Origin of the sequence: Methylobacterium sp. WL19, assembly GCF_008040005.1 — a bacterium.
GTDB lineage: Bacteria > Pseudomonadota > Alphaproteobacteria > Rhizobiales > Beijerinckiaceae > Methylobacterium > Methylobacterium bullatum.
This window is the reverse complement of record NZ_VRVC01000042.1, coordinates 21,127-35,437: the sequence shown is the minus strand read 5'-3', so window position 1 is coordinate 35,437 and position 14,311 is coordinate 21,127. Positions and strand designations below refer to the sequence as shown.

The 14,311-nt window shown below is 68.4% G+C and carries 16 protein-coding genes and 1 pseudogene; 5 read left to right on the top strand and 12 right to left on the bottom strand.

Annotated features, from left to right (window positions below; genetic code table 11):
- The 4 genes and pseudogenes from FV220_RS26070 to FV220_RS10750 all read right to left on the bottom strand — a co-directional run.
- Positions 1 to 175 (bottom strand): annotated as a pseudogene (locus FV220_RS26070) (PhnA-like protein); the annotation flags it as partial.
- Between the two features lie 130 nt (positions 176 to 305).
- Positions 306 to 809, bottom strand: coding sequence for a CsbD family protein (locus FV220_RS10760; RefSeq protein ID WP_147831285.1), 504 nt, complete (start codon positions 807 to 809; stop codon positions 306 to 308).
- A 75-nt stretch (positions 810 to 884) separates the two neighbouring features.
- On the bottom strand, positions 885 to 1,046 hold the full coding sequence (locus FV220_RS10755) for a CsbD family protein (protein ID WP_147831283.1): 162 nt from the start codon (positions 1,044 to 1,046) through the stop codon (positions 885 to 887).
- A 93-nt stretch (positions 1,047 to 1,139) separates the two neighbouring features.
- On the bottom strand, positions 1,140 to 2,600 hold the full coding sequence (locus FV220_RS10750) for a helix-turn-helix transcriptional regulator (protein ID WP_147831282.1): 1,461 nt from the start codon (positions 2,598 to 2,600) through the stop codon (positions 1,140 to 1,142).
- A gap of 250 nt (positions 2,601 to 2,850) precedes the next feature.
- Here FV220_RS10750 and FV220_RS10745 point away from each other — a divergent pair, with 250 nt between their 5' ends.
- Positions 2,851 to 3,477: a sigma-70 family RNA polymerase sigma factor gene (locus FV220_RS10745; protein WP_147831280.1), complete on the top strand. Its 627-nt coding sequence runs from the start codon at positions 2,851 to 2,853 to the stop codon at positions 3,475 to 3,477.
- A 40-nt stretch (positions 3,478 to 3,517) separates the two neighbouring features.
- On the opposite strand, the gene FV220_RS10740 is transcribed toward FV220_RS10745, so the two are convergent.
- The 4 genes from FV220_RS10740 to FV220_RS10725 all read right to left on the bottom strand — a co-directional run bounded on the left by FV220_RS10740 (position 3,518) and on the right by FV220_RS10725 (position 8,691).
- Entirely contained in the window at positions 3,518 to 4,282 is a 765-nt protein-coding gene (locus tag FV220_RS10740) for a sensor histidine kinase (protein WP_187273385.1), read from the bottom strand.
- 40 nt (positions 4,283 to 4,322) lie between these two features.
- Positions 4,323 to 5,066, bottom strand: coding sequence for a Crp/Fnr family transcriptional regulator (locus FV220_RS10735; protein WP_147831276.1), 744 nt, complete (start codon positions 5,064 to 5,066; stop codon positions 4,323 to 4,325).
- Positions 5,067 to 5,288: 222 nt separating this feature from the next.
- Positions 5,289 to 8,135: a PAS domain S-box protein gene (locus FV220_RS10730; protein WP_147831274.1), complete on the bottom strand. Its 2,847-nt coding sequence runs from the start codon at positions 8,133 to 8,135 to the stop codon at positions 5,289 to 5,291.
- Between the two features lie 139 nt (positions 8,136 to 8,274).
- Positions 8,275 to 8,691, bottom strand: coding sequence for a response regulator (locus tag FV220_RS10725; protein WP_018043759.1), 417 nt, complete (start codon positions 8,689 to 8,691; stop codon positions 8,275 to 8,277).
- A 419-nt stretch (positions 8,692 to 9,110) separates the two neighbouring features.
- Here FV220_RS10725 and dinB point away from each other — a divergent pair, with 419 nt between their 5' ends.
- Positions 9,111 to 10,202, top strand: a complete 1,092-nt coding sequence (gene dinB, locus FV220_RS10720) for a DNA polymerase IV (RefSeq protein WP_018043760.1) — start codon at positions 9,111 to 9,113, stop codon at positions 10,200 to 10,202.
- Between the two features lie 162 nt (positions 10,203 to 10,364).
- Complete coding sequence (locus tag FV220_RS10715; protein WP_056141751.1) at positions 10,365 to 10,751, top strand: phage holin family protein; 387 nt, start codon at positions 10,365 to 10,367, stop codon at positions 10,749 to 10,751.
- Between the two features lie 46 nt (positions 10,752 to 10,797).
- Here the strand turns inward: FV220_RS10715 and FV220_RS10710 are convergent, their stop codons facing one another.
- On the bottom strand, positions 10,798 to 11,427 hold the full coding sequence (locus tag FV220_RS10710; RefSeq protein WP_147831272.1) for a 2,3-bisphosphoglycerate-dependent phosphoglycerate mutase: 630 nt from the start codon (positions 11,425 to 11,427) through the stop codon (positions 10,798 to 10,800).
- A 46-nt stretch (positions 11,428 to 11,473) separates the two neighbouring features.
- Positions 11,474 to 12,586, bottom strand: a complete 1,113-nt coding sequence (gene rsgA, locus FV220_RS10705) for a ribosome small subunit-dependent GTPase A (RefSeq protein ID WP_238254148.1) — start codon at positions 12,584 to 12,586, stop codon at positions 11,474 to 11,476.
- Positions 12,587 to 12,619: 33 nt separating this feature from the next.
- Between rsgA and FV220_RS10700 the strand changes: the two genes are divergently transcribed.
- Positions 12,620 to 12,916: a hypothetical protein gene (locus tag FV220_RS10700; RefSeq protein ID WP_026175931.1), complete on the top strand. Its 297-nt coding sequence runs from the start codon at positions 12,620 to 12,622 to the stop codon at positions 12,914 to 12,916.
- A 45-nt stretch (positions 12,917 to 12,961) separates the two neighbouring features.
- On the opposite strand, the gene FV220_RS10695 is transcribed toward FV220_RS10700, so the two are convergent.
- A complete protein-coding gene (locus FV220_RS10695) occupies positions 12,962 to 13,228 on the bottom strand; it encodes a hypothetical protein (RefSeq protein ID WP_187273384.1) in 267 nt (88 codons plus the stop codon).
- A gap of 235 nt (positions 13,229 to 13,463) precedes the next feature.
- On the opposite strand from FV220_RS10695, the gene FV220_RS26065 reads away from it, so the two are divergent.
- Positions 13,464 to 13,772: a hypothetical protein gene (locus tag FV220_RS26065; protein ID WP_238254149.1), complete on the top strand. Its 309-nt coding sequence runs from the start codon at positions 13,464 to 13,466 to the stop codon at positions 13,770 to 13,772.
- Positions 13,773 to 14,030: 258 nt separating this feature from the next.
- On the opposite strand, the gene FV220_RS10685 is transcribed toward FV220_RS26065, so the two are convergent.
- Positions 14,031 to 14,291 (bottom strand): hypothetical protein, encoded by a 261-nt coding sequence (locus FV220_RS10685; protein ID WP_147831268.1) that lies wholly within the window; start codon positions 14,289 to 14,291, stop codon positions 14,031 to 14,033.
- Positions 14,292 to 14,311 lie beyond the last annotated feature (20 nt).

The following is a 14,311-nucleotide window of genomic DNA, read 5'->3' as shown; positions in this document are numbered from 1 at the left end:
CTCCGACGCTGGACAGGCCGATGCCGACGCCGACCATGTTGAGGACGACCTGGGTCACCAGGGCGGTGACCGCGCCGGCGAAGATCGCGCCCCAGGACACCTGGTTCAGCAGGACGGTGCGGGTATCGGCCGAGGCCGTGATGGATGAAGTCGCGAGAAGGGGGGAAGTGGACACGATACTGATACTCCGGGTCGTCGGTCGTCCGAGAAGGTCGGTCGTTCGAGGGGGGCGTCGGCTGGTGGAACTCAGGGGGCCGACCGCGCAGTTCCGGCACGGTCGGACCGATCGATCGCGGCTTTGCGGATCAGTCGCGCCGGTGGATGAGCAGGCCGATTCCGTAGCCGAGGAGGCCTGCCACGAGCAGGGCGGCCACCGGATGCTCTGCGATCCGGTCGGTGGCCTCGCGTCCGCCCTGGCGCAGGTACCGGCCACCGTTCTCGTAGGCGTCCTCGGCCCGGTCGTAGGCCTCGCGGCCGGCACCGCGGACGGAGCGCTCGGCGCGGTCGTAGGTATCGGCGGCCGCTCCCTGGGCGCGGCGCGCGCGGTCCTCGACGTCGTCCGACCCGATCAGACTGCCGACCGTGTCGCGAACCCTGCCGCCGATGTCGCGGGCGGTGTCGGCGACGTGCTCGGCCGCGTCGCGGACGGAGTCCTTGGCCTGTCCGTAAAGGTTCTCGGCGGCGCCCTGCGCTTCGCGCGCACGGCCCTCTGCCGAATCCCGCTTCGAACCGGTGAGGTCGCCCACCGTGCCCTGCACCTTGCCGCCGAGCTCCTTGGCGGCGCCTGTGATGCGATCCGCATCGACCATGATGTCTCTCCTGATGTTGTCGCGCCGATATTCTTGTCGCGAACGGTGTTCGTGAGGTGCGACGTGTCGCCCGAGCTACGACTTGGGGGTGGTCTTTGGTTTCACGTCGGGCGTCGGTGATTTCTGCTGAGACCTACCCTCGGCTTCGACTTTGGGGTCGCCGACCAACTTTCCGATGGCCTCCTTCACCGAGCCCTTGAGCTTGTCGGAAGTGTCGGTCGTCTTTTGCGCGCTCACGGGGTGCTCCAATGCCTCATCGATTGACACCGTCCCTCAAGTGGCCCGCCGGTTCCGGGCGGCAATGATGCAGATATACTGGTTATGAGGTTTTTATTTGCTGGTTTCGGATAGCGGGAACCCGTTGTCGCGGCCCCAGACGATGGCCTCGGAGCGCTTGTGCACGTCGAGTTTCCGGTAAAGCGACGCCGAGTGGTTGCGCACCGTGTTCCTGGACAGGTTGAGACGCCTGGCGATGGCATCGTCCCCGAGCCCCCGGCAGACGAGGTCGAGGATCTGCCGCTCGCGGACCGTGAGGTTCGGGACGATGCCGTCCTCGTGCTCGCTCGCCGGCCGGCGCAGGTTGGCGAGCTTCTCGATCAGCCCGCGGCTGAACCACGAGGTGTCGGCCATCACCGCCTCGATGGCCTCGGACAGTTCGCGCTCCGTGCGCTTGCGCTCGGTGATGTCCTGGAGGACCATGAGGGCGAACGTCCGGTCGCCGATCTCGACGCGCTCGGCCGATACCAGGCAGTCGACATCGGTGCCGTCCTCGTGGCGCAGGCATACTTCCAGGCCGAGCACGTGACCGGTGCGCGCCACCGCCGTCTCGAACCTGATCCGTGCGACATCGTGGACCCAGAGCCGGAGATCGGCCGGCGAGCGCCCGGACACCGTGTCGGCGCCATAGCCGAAGACCCGGGTGAAGGCCTCGTTCGCACCGGTGATGGAGAAGTCTTCGACGCGCGCCAGCAGGGTCGGGACCGGGGCCATGTGGAACGCCTTGGCGAAGCGCTCCTCGCTCCGGCGCAGGGCCGTCTCCGCCTTCCTTCGCAGGTCCAGGTCGGCGAAGGTGAACAGCATGCAGGGCTCTTGGCCCCATTCGATGGGTTGGCCGGCGACGATGACGTAGCGCGATCCGCCATCCGGCAAATCGAGGCAGGCTTCCATCTGCGGGATGGTGCCCCCGCTGTTCAGGCGTGAGATCGCCAGGTCCCGGCTACGGGCTCCGGCCAGCACGTCGACCTCGTAGACGCTGTGGCCGATCACGGCGTCGCGGGTGTAGCCGGTCATCTCCAGGAAGCCGTCGTTCGCCTTGACGTGGCGCAGGTCCGAGAGCCGGCAGATCACGGCCGGCGCGGGGTTGGCGTCGAAGGTGGCCTCGAACCGTTCCTCGGCCTCGAACTGCCCCGATACGTCCTTCAGGATGAGGGCGAGGCAGCTCGGGTTGCCGTCGCGGTCCGTGGCCACGAGGCTGCGCAGCGAATGGACGAAGTCGACATCGGGCTGGTCGGTCCGCGTCACCTCGACGATGACGTCGTGGAAGCGCTCGCCCGAGACGACCCGTTCCATCGGATACTGGTTCGGGGTGTGGTCGTTGCGGTAGCGCAGGGCGAAACGTTCGCGGTAGGCGTCCACCGTCCCGCCGAGCTCCCCGACGGTCTCGGCCCCGTGCATCGCGAGCGCGGCCTCGTTGGCGTAGGCGATGGTCTGGTCGGGCTCGACCAGGATCACGCCCTCGCTGAGGCCGGCGACGATCTGCCGAAGCTCATGCCTGTCGACGCCGAGTGTCACCTGCGACCGCCTTCCTGACTGCTGGGATGGAACCGAGCCGTAACAGGGGACGACCAGCGACGGTTCCGGATCGCGCAAGATATTATCTGGTATATCTGTATCATTGACGTGAACGCGAGCGATCAGCCACAACCAGACACGCATATTCCACCGTAGAGGGGCGGACACACCCGGTCGTTGTCCGGAAAAAGGACGAATCCTCCCTATGCATGTCAGTATAATCTCCGAAGAACCTTCGCCGAGCGAGGGATTGCCTCGTCATGTCCAGGACCAGATCGGACGGCGACTGGACGAACTCATTCCCAGCGCAAGCGCGGTCGACACCGATACGCGCCTCGGCCGGGTCCTGCTTCGACTGAGGGCCGCCCTGCTCGACGCGGAGGCGGAACGCCAGATCACCAAGGCGTTCGGCGACGACCTCATCGCCCTCGTGCCGCGCCTACGCCGCTTCGCCCTCCTTCGTACCGGCAACACCGCGGAGGCCGACGACATGGTGCAGGCGACCTTGATGCGGGCCTGGGAACACCGGTCCCGCTTCAAGGACGGCACCAACCTCGTCGCGTGGTTGTTCACGATCCTGCGCAACACCCACCTGAACCAGCGCAAGCGCCTGCGCCGCGAGATCGAGGACGTCGACGGGGCCATCGCGGGGGCCTTGTCCTCGCCCCCCGACCAGGAGCACCGGGTCGCGCTCGTCGCGTTGCAGGGCGCCCTGGACGCCCTCCCCGCGGAGCAGCGCGAGACCTTGCTGCTGGTGACGGTGGACGGGCTCCGGCACGAGGAAGCGGCCGCCATCCTCGGCTGTCCGGTCGGTACCGTGAAGAGCCGGGTGAGCCGGGCGCGCGAGCACCTCGCGACGGCTCTGGGCCTGTCGTGACGGCGCAGGTGCCCGCCGCCGAGGAGAAGAACGCCGCGCCCTACCGGCGCGAGGCGTCTTTCCATGGCCCGCCCGGCGGGTTTCGCAGAACCCGGGGCACGTCTGCGAAACCCGCGTCGAGTTGGCCGTCCGGCGGGTGGAGGAGCGGCGAGGCGTGGCCGGTCCCGGCATGCAAGGTCCGGCTGGTGAGGGGCAGCGCCAGGCGGAAATGCAGGCCGTCGGGCGCGAAGGTGAGGCTCGTCGCGGCCTTCAGGTTGTAGGCCAGCATCTCTTCCAGCACGACCGTGCCGAATCCCCTGCGACGAGGCTCGTCCTCGTTCAGGGGCACGCCACGCTCCAGCCAGTCGAAGACGAGGTGGGGGGCGCCCTCCCGTTCCTCGATCCGCCAGATCACCGTGAGGCGGCCCGTCGGCGTGGCCAGGGCTCCGAACTTGAGGGCGTTCGTCGAGAGTTCGTGCAGGGCGAGGGCGAGGGGCTCGGCCGCGCGCAGATGCAGCCTCAGATCCGGTCCGTCCACACACGTGCGCCCATCCTGGTAGGCGAGCGCGCTCGTGAGCTCGTCGGTGACGAGGCGGTCGAGATCGACCCCGGCCGTGGGGTTCTGGATGATGACGTTCTGCACCCGTGCCAAGGCGGCCAGCCGCCCGTCGAGATGCGCGGTGTAGTCCTCCAGGCTCTCGCTGAATTCCGCCGAGCGCCGGGCGATCAGCCGCATCGTCGCCAGGGTGTTGCGCACCCGGTGCTGCAGCTCGGCCAGCAGCGCCACCCGTTCCTCGGCGCCCGTCGGGTCTGATCCCATCGTCATCGCAGTTCCACGGGGTGCTTGAGGGGAAACCGGTTCGGCATCACACCGATCCGTCGGCATCGAAGTGACGACCTTCGCGGTCGATGTGCAGGTAGTTCGGGTTGAACAGCGATGCCCTCTGCAGGGCATCGAAGTCGGGAATGGTCAGGCGTCCGCCCTTGAGCACGATCAGGCCGGCACGCCGCAAGTCCTGGAGCGTGCGGTTGATGTGCACGTTCGAGAGACCCAGGGCATCCGCCAGTTCCACCTGGGTCAGGGGGAGCTCATAGCTGGGGCCATCCGTCAGACCGACCCCGCGCAGACGCAGGAACAGTTCGCAGAAAAGGTGGCCGAGGCGCTCCAGGGCGGTGCGCTGGCCGAGGTTGACGGTCCATTCGCGCTGAACCGCCACCGTCACCAGGGTGTTCCACCACAGCGCCTTCGTCACCCGCACATTGTCGTTGGCCACCTGCTCCAGCGCGGCGCGCGAGATCTCGGCCAGTCTGACGGGGGTGAGGGCCACGATGGAATGGTCCATCTCGCGCAGGAGGTAGACGTGGCTGTCGCAGAGGTCGCCGGGCACGAAGAGGGAGATGATCTGGCGCCGGCCATCGTCGAGATGCTTGTAGCGGCACGCCCATCCGTCCAGGATCAGGTTGACGTGATGAGGATCGTCACCCTCGCTGATGATGTCGGCGTGCTTCGCAATGGTCCGCCTTTTGCAGACCGCGTTCTCCAAGGCCTGCCGGTCGTCGCAGGAGAGCTTCGTGAACTGCTCAAGCTTGCGGATGAAGTAGTGCGGCATTCTTTCTTCCTCGCACATAGGGCATGAATAGGGAATTGTCATTGCAGGGTCATTCACCTGCATTAAAGGCTCGATCCTCGCCGGTTAACCTCATCGGATGGAGGGGGAATAGCTTGCGGAGGGCGGTGCCGGCCGTCGCGTGGTGTTGCGATCGCCGCCGCCCCGTCCGGGACTCCACTTTCGGTGCGTCTCCTGGCGGCGCATGCGAGCGGGCCGGCCTCCTCATCCTCCGGGATCGGCCGGCTCCGAACTCCGCCGTGAGGCGGCTTTGGCTCTCTCCCGGATCGTATGTCCCGACACGGGCAGTGCGATGGTGCAGTGGACGCCGTCCGGTTCCATCACGAAGGTCGTTCTGGCGCCGAGCTGGTAGGGCAGCGCCCGCTCGATCAGTTCGCGCCCCGAGCCCCTCCCCTGCGGCGGGCCATCCCGCGCCGGCATCCGCACGCCGCGCTCGCGCCAATCCACATGCAGCCAGGGAGCCCGCTCCGGCTCCGCGAGCTCCACGTGCCAGCGGATCTCGAGATGCGCCTGCGGTTGGGCCAGGGCGCCGTATTTCAGCGCGTTCGTCGCCAGTTCGTGCAGGGCCAGCGCGAAGATCTGCACCGTCGACGAGCGCAGCGGCACCGCCTTCGGTCCGCTCAGGCTGACCCGCGACGCCTCGTCGTCGAGCGCCGCCACTTCGCTTCGGATCAGCTCGTCGAAGCTGACCCGCTCGCCCTCCCCGAGGCGGGACAGCAATCCCTGCACGCGGGCGAGGGCCGCCAGACGCGTGCCGTAGCGCTCCCGGAAGTCGTCGAGGCCGCTGCTGTTGCGCAGGGTCTTGTCCGCCGTGGCGCGCACCACGCCCATGAGGTTGCGGGTGCGGTGCTGCAACTCCGCCACGAGCACGCTCATATGCTCGGCGGTCTCCTTCTCCTCGGTGATGTCCCGGCCGACGCCGCCGATCCAGCACACCGCGCCGGCGGCGTCGCGCATGGGGAAGCCGGTGTCCCGTATCCAGCGGATGCCGCCGTCGCCGGGCCGCCCGACGCGATACTCGAAGGTGACACGCTCGCCCGCCCGGACGCGATGCAGGCTCTCCACCGCCCGTTCGCGATCGTCCGGCACGATCAGCTCGGCCCAGCTCACCAGGTGGTCGCCGGCGAGGGCCGAGGTGCGGTCGAGGCCGTAGATCGTCTCGAAGGCCGGGGTGAGATAGATCCACTGGAAGGTCGCGGCATCGCGCATCCAGAGGACGTCGGACGAGGCCTCGCCGAACTGGCTGAGGCGCTCCTCGCTCTCGCGCAACGCCGTCTCGGCGCTCCTGCGCGCCGTCACGTCGCTGGCCGCCCCCAGCCACTCCCTGATCTCGCCGGTGTCGGTGAGGGTCGGGACCGCCCGTGACACGCACCAGCCCAGCGAACCGTCGCTGCGGATCACCGCATGTTCCAGCTCGAAGATCGATCTCGTCGCCATCGCCCGGTCGATGGCGGCACGGACCTCCGCCTGATCTTCGGGACGGATGTAGCGGTCGAGCCAGGTCCTGCTCGGCTGGTCCGGGACGTTTTTGAAGGCGCGCCCCTCCAGCCACTGCAACTCGGACCAGTCCGGGGTCATCCGGTAGACCACGTCCGAGCTGGCCGTGACGAAGGCACGGAACCGCTCCTCGCTCTCGCGCAGCGCCGCCTCGGCGCGCTTGCGAGGCTGGATGTCCTTGAACAGGAGGGCAACCTGCCGCTGTTCGGCGGTGCCGACGCGGAAGGCATAGACCTCGTACCAGCGCCCGAGGGCGATGGACCGGCGTTCGAACCGTTCCGCCACGCCGTTCCGCGCGATCCGGCCGAACGTCTCGAACCAGTTCGCCTCCAGCTCGGGCAGCAGGTCTCGCATCGTCCGCCCGGTGGCGTCGCCGAGCCCGGTCTGCTGATCGAAGGCAGGGTTGACGGAAAGGAACCGGTAGTCGACCGGCCGCTGCCGGTCGTCGAACATCATCTCGACGATGCAGACGCCCTCGTCGATGGAGTTGAACAGGTGGCGGTACTTCGCCTCGCTCTCCTCCAGCTTCGCGTGCGCCTCCTTCCAGGCAGTCATCTCCCTGGTGGTGGTGGCCACGCCGTCGCCGAGCTTCACCACCGATTGATGGAACCAGCCGTCGCATCGCCCGTGCGCATGGCGACGCTCGGCGACCGAGGGCAGGCCCGTCTCCACGACCTGCCGGAAGACGTCGAAGATGCCGTCCCGAACCACGCCCGGACTGCGTTCGACCAGGCTTTGCCCCCTCACCTCGCCAAGGGTCCGTTCCGCGGTGTGGTTGTTCAGCCGCCAGCGGAAATCGACGATCTCGCCCGAAGCGTCCCGGACGGCCTCGAAGACCTGGATCATGTCCATGGAGCTGTCCAGCGTGGTCTGGAGCAGGTCGCGGCTCCGCTGCAGCCCGGCCATGCGCTCGCTCACCTCCCGCTCCAGGTCGGCACGATGCCACGCTTCCGTTCCGCGCAGCCCCTGGGGCCGCGCCTCATCGAGGGCACGGGTCATGACGCAGGCGGCGGAGGCAAAGTGCGTCAGCCGCGTGAGCAGCCTGAGATCCTCGCCGTCGAAGGTGTAATCGAGGTCATGCGTGCCGACCCAGAGCGTACCGACCGGCTCGTCGCCGGCATGGAACGGCACCAGCAGGAGCTCCTGGAGGGGCGGCTCGACAGAGGCGGCCGCGAGGCGGGCATGCGGGCGCGAGAACAGCAGGGGGGTGTTGCGGGTCACCGCCAGGCCGCAGGGGCTTTCGGCGAAGGGGATGGTGCCGCCGCGATGCGCGGCCCATGATCCAGCGATCGCGGCCCGGCGGACGCGTTTCGGGGCCTCTCCCGGTTCGAGGATGCTGATCCCGGCCGACCCGGCCAGGCCCATCCCGACGAGGAGGTCCGCGATGCGCTGCAGGACGGTGTCCGGGCTGACGGCCAGCTCCCGGGCCAGTTCGGCCAGCGCATGGGCTTGCGCCTCGTAGTCGGGAGGGCGTACGGGACGCGCCACCAACGCGTCGGTGATCGACACCTCATCCAGGCCCGCGAACCCAACCGGCACCACCGTCGGTGTCATGTCTTTCGACGCTCGCCGTTCTCTCGCCGTCGCACCGGTCGAGCGTGCCGAACACAGGGTGACTTCTACTCTCGCGCAAGGATTCGATCAAATTCCCGCGCGAATGACCGTCGATGTCTTATCCGGAGCCGAGCGAATTCTATCCGGCCGCGTCCGTCCGTGAGGCCCTGTCGTCGAGGATGATGTCGAGCGCGTGCAACACCGCCGCGGTATCCATCGGCTTTTCCAGCAGCCGGACCGACGCGAAGCGGCCGAGGATCGTCGCCTGATCGTAGCCGGTGGTGAACAGGAACGGGACGCCGAGGGCGAGGAGCGCATCGGCCACCGGATACACGTCCTCGCCTCCGAGGTTCACATCCAGGATGGCCGCGTTGGGCGGGGACGGCCCATTGAGGAGGTCGAGGGCGCCCTCCACGGTGGCGATGGGACCGAGCACCTCCGCTTCGGCCTCGGCCAAGCCCCGCGCCAGTTCATCGGCCAGGAAGTACTCGTCTTCCACCACCAGGACGCGTCGTCCCCGGAGCGCCTGCCTGGAGTGCTTCACGAAACTCCCCATCACGATCGGTTCCCGCTCGAAGGACGACGGCGCAGCGGGAGTTCCGGAAGAGACGCTTCGTGAGATACTCGGCATGGTCGTTCACCCGTATCCGGTCCGAGAGGGGCAGCGCCAGGGTGCAGGGGAATGCCGTCCTCCTTCATCATGGTGGTCGTTCCGGCGCCGAGCCGGCCGGCGCGTGCTCGACATGCAGCCGGGGACGACGGCCCGGCTCCGGCCGTTCCCCGCGAGGCACGGGAGAACCGGGAGGCATCCTGCGCCCCATCACGGGAAAGTCCAGACCACGGCGCCAGCCCCGGCCGGGTTGACCCGGCCCCCTGAAACCGCGAGGAACAAAGACCGAACACAGCGCCTTCCCCACGATGACTGCTCAACGACGCCCGCTCATTGCCCGCGCACCGATGTGACAGCCCGATCCGATGTCGAGCCCCGGCGACGATACCCCCGTCCGCAAGATCATCCATATCGACATGGACGCGTTCTACGCGTCCGTGGAGCAGCGGGACGATCCGGCCCTGCGAGGCCGGCCCCTCGCGGTCGGCGGGTCGCGCGAGCGGGGCGTGGTGGCCGCCGCCAGCTACGAGGCGCGGGTCTTCGGGGTCCGCTCGGCCATGCCCTCGGTCACCGCCCGGCGCCTGTGCCCCGATCTCCTCTTCGTCAAGCCGCGCTTCGAGGTCTACCGGGCGATCTCGGAGGAGATCCGTGCGGTGTTCGCCGAGCATACCGCGATCATCGAGCCGGTGGCCCTCGACGAGGCCTATCTCGACGTCACCGAGAACCTGCAGGGGCTGGCCACCGCCACCGAGGTGGCGCGGGTGATCCGGGCCGAGATCCTCGCGCGGACCGGCCTCGTGGCCTCGGCCGGCGTCTCCTACAACAAGTTCCTCGCCAAGGTCGCCTCGGACTTCCGCAAGCCCGACGCGCTGTTCGTGATCACGCCCGCGATGGGGCCGGGCTTCGTCGAGGATCTGGCCATCGGCCGGTTCCATGGCGTCGGCCCCGTCACGGAGGCGAAGATGAAGCGCCTCGGCATCCTCACCGGCCGCGACCTGAAGGCCCGTTCCCTGGAAGAGCTGCAGGCGGCCTTCGGCAGTTCGGCGGCCTATTATCATTCGGTGGCGCGCGGCATCGACGAGCGGCAGGTGCGTGCCCACCGCATCCGCAAATCGGTGGGGGCGGAGACCACCTTCTCGGAGGACCTCACCGAGTTCGACGCCATGGCGGAGCGATTGACGCCGCTGATCGACAAGGTCTGGACCTCCTGCACCGCCAAGGGCGTCTCGGGGCGCACCGTCACGCTGAAGGTGAAGTTCTCGGATTTCGTCCAGATCACCCGGGCGCAGTCCTTCGAGGCCCCGGTCGCCGGCCGCGATGCGATGATGCACATGGCGCTGGGATTGCTGCGCACGGTGTTCCCGCTCCGCCGCAGCGTTCGCCTGCTCGGTGTCTCCCTGTCGGGCCTTCAGCAGGGCGAGACGGAGGGACCGCGCCAGCTCGGGCTCGCGATCTGATGGCAGGTACCGGGCAGGCAGGTACCGGGCAGGCAGGTACCGGGCAGGCAGGTACCGGGTAGGAATGTGCGGCGATTGCCGCGCAACCCCGGCGGCCCTATCTGGCTTGTCTGCGCACGGACCCGCCGGGCCTGATCGGACCACGTCGATGAGAGGGGATGCATGAGCCGCCGGGATGACAAGAGCCTCCTGCTCCTCGTCGGCGATGCGATCGGGCAAACCCAGATCCTCCTCTCCAAGCACCTCGCCCTGTTTCAGGCCGAGGTCGGATCGGCGGTCGGGCAGGTGGCGCGTCCGCTCATCCTGTTCCTGATGGCGGCCCTCTTCGTCCTGATCGGATTGTTCGTGCTCCTTGTGGCGATCGTCAAAGGGCTGGCGCTCCTCATCGGGTCGGAGGCGATCGCGTCGCTGATCGTCGGCGGTGCCTTCGCCGCCGTGGCGCTCGCCCTCTTCGCCTTCGGGTATCGGCTGATGTCCCTTTCGAACCTGGAGCCGATGCGGACGCGGCGCCAGCTCGCGCGCGATCGGGACGCCCTGAGAGCCCGCTGACGCCGATCCACAGGCGCGCCTCTCCGCCTGCCGGTCCACTCGTGACTCAGGCGGAGATCGCGCGCTTCTCCACCACCCTGCCCCGCTCGTCGAGGCGATAGGCCAGGGTCTGGGCCGTGGCGAGATGCACGTCGGCGACCGCGTCGGCACTGATCCCGTCGAGATGCATGATGAGCGCCCGCAGCGAATTGCCGTGCGCCACCAGCAGAACCCGCTGGCCCGCGAGGACCCGGGATTCGATCTCGTCCCGATAATAGGGAAGCAGCCGGTCGGCGGTCATCGCCAGGCTCTCGCCGCCCGGCGGCACCGCATCGTAGGATTTGCGCCAGGCACGGACCTGCGCGACCCCCCAGCGCTCCTGCGATTCCCGCTTGTTCAGCCCGGCGAGCTCGCCGTAATCGCGCTCGTTCAGCGCCGCGCTCCGGTGGACGGCAAGGTCGGGCTGCCCGAGTTCCGACAGGATGAGGCTCAAGGTGCGCCGGGCCCGCGTCAGCTCGCTGGTGAAGGCGATGTCGAAGGAGAGCCCGACCTCCTTCATGCGGCGCCCGCAGCTCCGCGCCTCGCCGACGCCCCGTTCCGTCAGGTCGGGATCGCGGATGCCGGAGAAGAGGTCGCGCTCGTTGTCGAGGCTCTGCCCGTGGCGGACGATGACGAGGGTTCGGTCGGGAAAGGGCATTCGGGGAGCGATGTCCGCAGGAGGTCGGGTGAAGGCGGGATGAGGGTCAGCGCCGACGGCTGCCGCGCGGCCCGGTGACCACCGGGGTGTTGGTCCGGTTCTCGTCGAGGAGCTTGCGCCACCGGGTCAGGCGTTCGGGATCGAGCGCACCCTCCGCCACGGCGGCCTGAACCGCGCAGCCGGGCTCGTGGGCATGGGTGCAGTCGCGGAACCGGCAGGAGGGCGCCAGCTCGACGATCTCGGCGAACAGCGTGTCGATGCCCTCCGCCGCGTCGCTCACATGCAGCGTGCGCATCCCCGGCGTATCGATGACCCAGCCGCCGCCGGCGATGGCGTGGAGCGAGCGCGACGTGGTGGTGTGGCGCCCCTTGGCGTCGTGTTCGCGGATCCCGCCGGTCTCCTGGGGGAGGTCCTGGTCCGGGCCGGCGAGCGTGTTGACCAGGGTCGATTTGCCCACCCCCGATGAGCCGACGACCGCCACGGTCAGACCCTCGCCGCACCAGGGGGCAAGCTGCGTCACGGCGTCCGGAAGGCGCGGATTGACCGTGACGACGGCGAGGTCGCGCTGCAGGCCCGCGGCCTGCCGCCGGTAGGCCTCGGCATCGGGCGCCATGTCGGCCTTGGTGAGGACGATGACGGGATTCGTGCCCCCCTGGTTGGCGAGCGCCAGGTAGCGCTCCAGCCGGGCGATGTTGAAATCGGCGTTGCACGACGTGACGACGAAGAGGGTATCGACATTGGCCGCCGCCAGCTGCAGCGGGCCTCCGCCTTCGTTGCGTCGCTGCAGCACGCTCCTGCGCGAGAGACGGCGGCGCATCGTCCCGGTCTCGGGCTCGACCAGCACCCAATCCCCCACGGCGAAATCGCCGGTCTGGGTATGGACCGGAAGCACGAGCCCCACCGGCCCCGTGAGGGACAGGGCGGTCAGCCGGGAGCGGTGGACCGTCGCGATCCGCATGGGCACGAGACCGGCCTCGGCCGGTTCACGTTGCTCCTCGAAGAAGTCGGACCATCCGAGACGGGTGGGCCACAGGGGATGGGAATGGCTGGGATCATCGGTCACCGGCCAGCCATGACAGGGCCTTGGCGGATTGACCAGCGCCCCACCCGTCTTCCGGTACCCCTCCCCTTGCTCCCCGGCGGCAAGGTACCCGATCATCGGGGCATCGGATTCGAAGGAATGGGGGTGGCGATGTCGAAGCTCGATGAGAAGCGCGAGGAGATCGCGGCTTTGATCGCGTCGGAACTCGGTCTCGGCGATCCGGCCGGACTGAGCGAGGCCGACCGCGCGGCCGTCGATCGCCAGACCTCGGAGACGATCGAGGGCTGCGCCCTCGAGACCGATGAGCCGGCCGATTGCGAGGAGGCGGGCACGCCGCTTCGGCGGCGGCTGCGGGAGTACCGCGCCCTGCTGGAGTTGCGGACCGACGAGGCGGATGCCCGGCTCGCCGAAGAGGGCGAGGTGTTCGGCCGCGAGGACGATGCCTGAATCTTTTCGCACCCGACCCGGCGGAATCGGGGCGCTGCCCTTCGCCTATGTCCGCGAGGGAAGTCCGTTCGCGATGGCCCCGCCCGACGTATCGAGCTTGGCCCGACACCCGACCGCGTAGACATTGGGCGGCCGGCTGCCGACCTCGCGCTGCCAGCGGCAGGTTTGCGTCAGCCTCAGATAGACGTCCAGGATCGAGGCGTGATCGCCGAATCGCTCGCGCAGGCGGGCGACACGGTAGACGCCCCGGCGCTCGCAGGGGCCGCAGGCGATGACGAGGTGCGAGGCCCTCACGTCGCAGAGGCGCTCCATGTCAGGCCACCGAACCGGGAAATAAGCCCCGCGCGCGCCTCGAGGCAAACCTTCTTGGATAGAGCGAACAGCCGTCGAGCAGAGGTGTGAATCCAGTAGCCTTGCCTGTCGGGCAGGCCTCGACGGCACGGGCGAGAGGGCCACAGGCGATCCGCGCTATAGGGGTCGACAGCATGGTGGACACTCCGCGAATAAGAACATATAGTGAACATAGAGTTCAAGCGCGGAGGTCAAGATGCAGACGGCCGACCTGTGGATATCGGGGAATCTCGCTCCCGCCGGCCTGCCCTCGGGCATGGCGAGGCGGGCGAGCGCCGGTTCGGCGGCAAGCGCGCCGTCGCCCCGCACGAGCGGAGACCGGACCATGCATTTCGACGTGCTGGAGGAGCGGGTCGGGCGCTGGGGCTGGTCCCTGCGCGACGCCTATGGCCAGGAGGTCGCCCATTCTCCGATGCCGTATCCGAGCCGGGTCCAGGCCTCGGCGGCGGCCTTGGCCTTCTCCCAGCTCGTGGCCTACGCCGGCAAGCAGATGCGCCGGCCCTGAGGCCGGACGGCGAAGGTCTGCCGGGACTGGCTTCCCGCGCGGTCCATTCGGGCGAACGTGGAATCGGCTCCCTCCCCACAGCGGATGTCGCTGCATGGGAAGAAGCCGATCCGGATCGTGATCCGGGACGACGAGCTACGAGCTTATCAGGATATTGGCGGAGCCAACGATGGTCGCGGCCAACATCACCGATGCAACGCCGACCATGAAGTAAGAAAAGACTGTCAGCATCGATGCCAAGGTGCTGTCCCGACTGGTTCAGCAGCGGCTACCGCCGGACGTCTGGCCATATTGCATGACCTCGCGGGTCTGCTGGTTGGCGTTGCCCTCGGCGGCCGAACTCATCGGACAACCGAACGACGAGGGTGCCCGACGATCGGCCCGGATCGAATGGGTAGTGTCGACGTCATAGGGGCTGAGCGTGGTGTAGCGCGAAGGGCGCTCCATCGCCGTCGTGGGCGCGATCGAGGCCAGGCCCATGACGAGGGCGGTCGAGAGAGCGGCAATGGAAGTCTTCATGTGAGCAACGGCTTTCTTGT

Bases quoted from the DNA above. Each gene is read 5' to 3' on its own strand.
- FV220_RS10725 (WP_018043759.1), bottom strand. From the start codon at position 8,691: ATGGGGAGTTTCGTGAAGCACTCCAGGCAGGCGCTCCGGGGACGACGC.
- FV220_RS10685 (WP_147831268.1), bottom strand. From the start codon at position 14,291: ATGAAGACTTCCATTGCCGCTCTCTCGACCGCCCTCGTCATGGGCCTG.
- FV220_RS10735 (WP_147831276.1), bottom strand. From the start codon at position 5,066: ATGCCGCACTACTTCATCCGCAAGCTTGAGCAGTTCACGAAGCTCTCC.
- rsgA (WP_238254148.1), bottom strand. From the start codon at position 12,586: ATGATCGGGTACCTTGCCGCCGGGGAGCAAGGGGAGGGGTACCGGAAG.
- FV220_RS10695 (WP_187273384.1), bottom strand. From the start codon at position 13,228: ATGGAGCGCCTCTGCGACGTGAGGGCCTCGCACCTCGTCATCGCCTGC.
- FV220_RS10730 (WP_147831274.1), bottom strand. From the start codon at position 8,135: ATGACACCGACGGTGGTGCCGGTTGGGTTCGCGGGCCTGGATGAGGTG.
- FV220_RS26065 (WP_238254149.1), top strand. From the start codon at position 13,464: ATGCAGACGGCCGACCTGTGGATATCGGGGAATCTCGCTCCCGCCGGC.
- dinB (WP_018043760.1), top strand. From the start codon at position 9,111: ATGTCGAGCCCCGGCGACGATACCCCCGTCCGCAAGATCATCCATATC.
- FV220_RS10700 (WP_026175931.1), top strand. From the start codon at position 12,620: ATGTCGAAGCTCGATGAGAAGCGCGAGGAGATCGCGGCTTTGATCGCG.
- FV220_RS10760 (WP_147831285.1), bottom strand. From the start codon at position 809: ATGGTCGATGCGGATCGCATCACAGGCGCCGCCAAGGAGCTCGGCGGC.
- FV220_RS10710 (WP_147831272.1), bottom strand. From the start codon at position 11,427: ATGCCCTTTCCCGACCGAACCCTCGTCATCGTCCGCCACGGGCAGAGC.
- FV220_RS10740 (WP_187273385.1), bottom strand. From the start codon at position 4,282: ATGACGATGGGATCAGACCCGACGGGCGCCGAGGAACGGGTGGCGCTG.
- FV220_RS10715 (WP_056141751.1), top strand. From the start codon at position 10,365: ATGAGCCGCCGGGATGACAAGAGCCTCCTGCTCCTCGTCGGCGATGCG.